Here is a 2973-nt window from a genome sequence, read left to right as displayed (position 1 = left end):
CCGAGCAGGCCCTCCCCTAACCCCTCCCGCGAGCGGGAGGGGAACATTCACAACATCCCCAATTCCAGCTTCGCCTCGTCCGACATCTGCGCCGGATTCCACGGCGGGTCCCAGACCAGGTTCACTTCGGCGTCGCCGATACCCGGCACCGATCCGACGCGCAGCTCCACTTCGCCCGGCATCGATTCCGCGACCGGGCAATGCGGCGTCGTCAGCGTCATCGTGACCAGCGCGTGCCCCTCGTTGATCTCGACGCCATAAATGAGCCCCAGGTCGTAGATGTTCACCGGGATTTCGGGATCGTAGATTTCCTTCAGCGCCGCGATCACCGCTTCGTACAGCTCGCCGCCCGGCTCTTCGCCCGACAGTGCGGCCGGCTTTTCGCTCAGGAAGCCGGCGAGATAGTCCTTCTTCCGCTCGAAATTCTCGCGCGGCGCATCCTCGACGCGCGCCTTGGGCGGCGGGCTGACCCCGTCCACTTCCTCGATCCTGATCCGGCTCTGCTCGTTCATCCGAAAATCCTCGTCACGCGCTCGATCCCGCGCGCGAGCGCGTCCACGTCGGCAGCGCTGTTATAGACCCCGAAGCTCGCCCGCGCGGTGGCGGGCACGCCCAGCGCATCCATCAGCGGCTGCGCGCAATGATGCCCCGCACGGATCGCGACGCGTTCCTCGTCCAATATGGTGCCGACGTCGTGCGGATGCACCCCCTCGACCGCGAAACTGACAATGCCGGCGCTGTCGTCGGGCCCGAACAGGCGGACCGAGTTGATCGCGCCCAGCCGCTCGCGCGTCATCCGCACCAGCGCCGCCTCGTGCGCGTGGATCGCATCCAGCCCGATCGCCTCGACATAATCGATCGCCGCATGCAGCCCCAGTGCGCCGACGATATGCGGCGTCCCCGCCTCGAACCGCGCCGGCGGCGGCGCATAGGTGGTGCGCGCGAACGTCACCCGGTCGATCATCGCGCCGCCCCCCTGCCAGGGCGGCATTGCGTCGAGAATCTCGCCTTTCGCCCAGAGCACGCCGAAGCCGGTCGGCCCGTACAATTTGTGCGCCGAAAACACGTAGAAGTCGCAGCCGATCTCGGTCACGTCGACCGGCAGCCGCGGCACCGCCTGGCATCCGTCGAGTAGCAATTTCGCGCCCACACGGTGCGCCATCGCCGCCGCCCGCTTCGCGTCGAGCACCGATCCGAGCACGTTCGACACATGCGCAAAGGCGACGAGCTTGTGCGCCGGCGTCAGCATCGCCTCGGCCGCGTCCAGATCGATCCGCCCGTCCGCCGTCAGCGGCACGACGTCGATCGCGACGCCGGTGCGATCCCGCAGCAGCTGCCACGGCACGATGTTCGAATGATGCTCGAGCTGCGAAAGCAAAATGCGATCGCCGGCCCCCAGAAAATAGGGACTGTCCCTATTTATTGCGCCCAGGCACTGCGCGACCAGGTTGATCCCCTCGGTCGCCCCGCGCACGAACACGATCTCGTCGGCCGACGCGGCGCCGATAAACCGCGCAACTCGCTTGCGCGCCGCCTCATAGGCAAGCGTCATGTCGGCCGAGCGCTGATACACGCCGCGATGCACGGTGGCGTAGGTGGTGTCATAGGCGCGGGTGATCGCGTCGATCACCGCCCGCGGCTTCTGCGCCGTCGCGGCAGTATCGAGATACGCCCAGCCGGTGGGGATCGCGGGGAAATCGGCGAGAAGGTCAAGCGGTCGGGTCTGCGCGAGAGCGGTGGCCATCAATCCTGACCTCCGGCAACCCCAAACCGGCTCGGGCTGAGCTTGTCGAAGCCCTCCCTTCCTTTCTTCACCTCAGCAAGAACAAGGGAGGCCTTCGACAGGCTCAGGCCAAACCGGATTGAGAGCTTGGCAGTCATCCCCGCGCTCCCAGCCACTGATCCGCCTCAGCCACAAACGCCTCCCGCACAGCCTCCACCCCGATCCGCTCCAGCGCATCGGCGACAAATGCCCGCGTCAACAGCGCCCGCGCCTCGGCCGGCGGCACGCCCCGGCTTTCGAGGTAGAACAAGGCCCGCGCATCCAGCTCACCGACCGTCGCGCCGTGCGCGCATTTCACGTCGTCGGCGAAAATCTCCAGCTCCGGCTTCAGATTGACCGTCGCCGCGCGCTTCAGCAGCAGGCCGCGCAGCGACTGCTCGGCGTCTGTCTTTTGCGCCGCCCGCGCGACTTCCACCCGCGCCGCCAGGCTCGCGACCGCGGTGTCGTCGGCGACCGCGCGCCAGGTCTGCCGGCTCATGCAGCCCTCGGCCTCATGCCGCAGCACCAAAGCCGCTTCGTGCCGCTGCTCGCCGCGCGTCAGCAGCGCGCCGCCCATTTCGGCGAACGCCGCCTCGCCGGTCAGGCGGAGGTGTCCGTCAATCCGGCTCCCCGCGCCGCCTTCGGCCAGCACGGTCGTGACCAGGCTCGCCCCGGTCCCGATCTCCGCTTCGTCCCGCAACGACTGGAACCCGCTCCCCTGCGCCAGCCGCACCGCCCGCATCAGCCGCGCCGACCGCCCGAGCCGGATGCCGGTGAACCGGTTCGCCCAGCCATCGCCCACAAACGTCTCAACGATCGCCGCCTGCGCGTCATCATCCAGCGCAATCAGCCCCGGCACATGGCTCGCCCCGCCGGTCCCGACATGCACGATCTCCACCAGCCCCGCCGCCGAATGATCGCGCCCCAACCGCAGTGCCCAGCCGGCACCTGACGCCAGACGTCCAAGCGGATGCTCGCTGCGCACATCGACCGGCCCAATCTCCAGCGGCCCGACCTTGCTCCGCGCCGCATCCAACCGCCCGTCGACAAACACCAGCCGCGGCCCGTCGCTCAGTGGGGCGCCGATATCCGCTTGTGTACCGCAGGGTTGCGCTTCGGCGAGCGCAGGCAGGCCCGATAGATCGGACCAGCGCCACGCCTCGTCGCGAGGGGAAGGAAGGGCGAAGCTCATAGATCCTCCCCGGAACGGG

The 2973-nt window shown here is 68.4% G+C and carries 4 protein-coding genes; all 4 read right to left on the bottom strand.

All coding sequences use genetic code 11. The features are described from left to right. Nucleotides 1-47: 47 nt before the first annotated feature. The 4 genes from SCH01S_RS12435 to SCH01S_RS12425 are packed head-to-tail and all read right to left on the bottom strand — an operon-like array spanning nucleotide 48 to nucleotide 2954. Nucleotides 48-512 (bottom strand): SUF system Fe-S cluster assembly protein, encoded by a 465-nt coding sequence (locus SCH01S_RS12435; protein ID WP_046349145.1) that lies wholly within the window; start codon nucleotides 510-512, stop codon nucleotides 48-50. Continuing rightward, nucleotides 509-1744 carry a cysteine desulfurase gene (locus tag SCH01S_RS12430; RefSeq protein WP_046349144.1) on the bottom strand — a complete coding sequence of 412 codons (1236 nt, stop codon included), beginning with the start codon at nucleotides 1742-1744 and terminating at the stop codon, nucleotides 509-511. The genes SCH01S_RS12435 and SCH01S_RS12430 overlap by 4 nt, the downstream gene beginning before the upstream one ends. Next, on the bottom strand, nucleotides 1744-1881 hold the full coding sequence (locus tag SCH01S_RS16550) for a hypothetical protein (protein WP_157032921.1): 138 nt from the start codon (nucleotides 1879-1881) through the stop codon (nucleotides 1744-1746). Before SCH01S_RS16550 ends, SCH01S_RS12430 begins: the two co-directional genes overlap by 1 nt. Then, nucleotides 1878-2954, bottom strand: a complete 1077-nt coding sequence (locus tag SCH01S_RS12425) for a SufD family Fe-S cluster assembly protein (RefSeq protein ID WP_046349143.1) — start codon at nucleotides 2952-2954, stop codon at nucleotides 1878-1880. Before SCH01S_RS12425 ends, SCH01S_RS16550 begins: the two co-directional genes overlap by 4 nt. Nucleotides 2955-2973 lie beyond the last annotated feature (19 nt).

It is taken from the genome of Sphingomonas changbaiensis NBRC 104936, assembly GCF_000974765.1.
Classification (GTDB): domain Bacteria; phylum Pseudomonadota; class Alphaproteobacteria; order Sphingomonadales; family Sphingomonadaceae; genus Sphingomonas_B; species Sphingomonas_B changbaiensis.
Note: the sequence above shows the minus strand (reverse complement) of the source record. Positions and strands in the feature narration are given on the sequence as shown.

What these genes read in the sequence shown, in the direction of transcription:
- SCH01S_RS12435 (WP_046349145.1), bottom strand. Translation starts at nt 512, where the DNA reads ATGAACGAGCAGAGCCGGATCAGGATCGAGGAAGTGGACGGGGTCAGC.
- SCH01S_RS12430 (WP_046349144.1), bottom strand. Translation starts at nt 1,744, where the DNA reads ATGGCCACCGCTCTCGCGCAGACCCGACCGCTTGACCTTCTCGCCGAT.
- SCH01S_RS12425 (WP_046349143.1), bottom strand. Translation starts at nt 2,954, where the DNA reads ATGAGCTTCGCCCTTCCTTCCCCTCGCGACGAGGCGTGGCGCTGGTCC.
- SCH01S_RS16550 (WP_157032921.1), bottom strand. Translation starts at nt 1,881, where the DNA reads ATGACTGCCAAGCTCTCAATCCGGTTTGGCCTGAGCCTGTCGAAGGCC.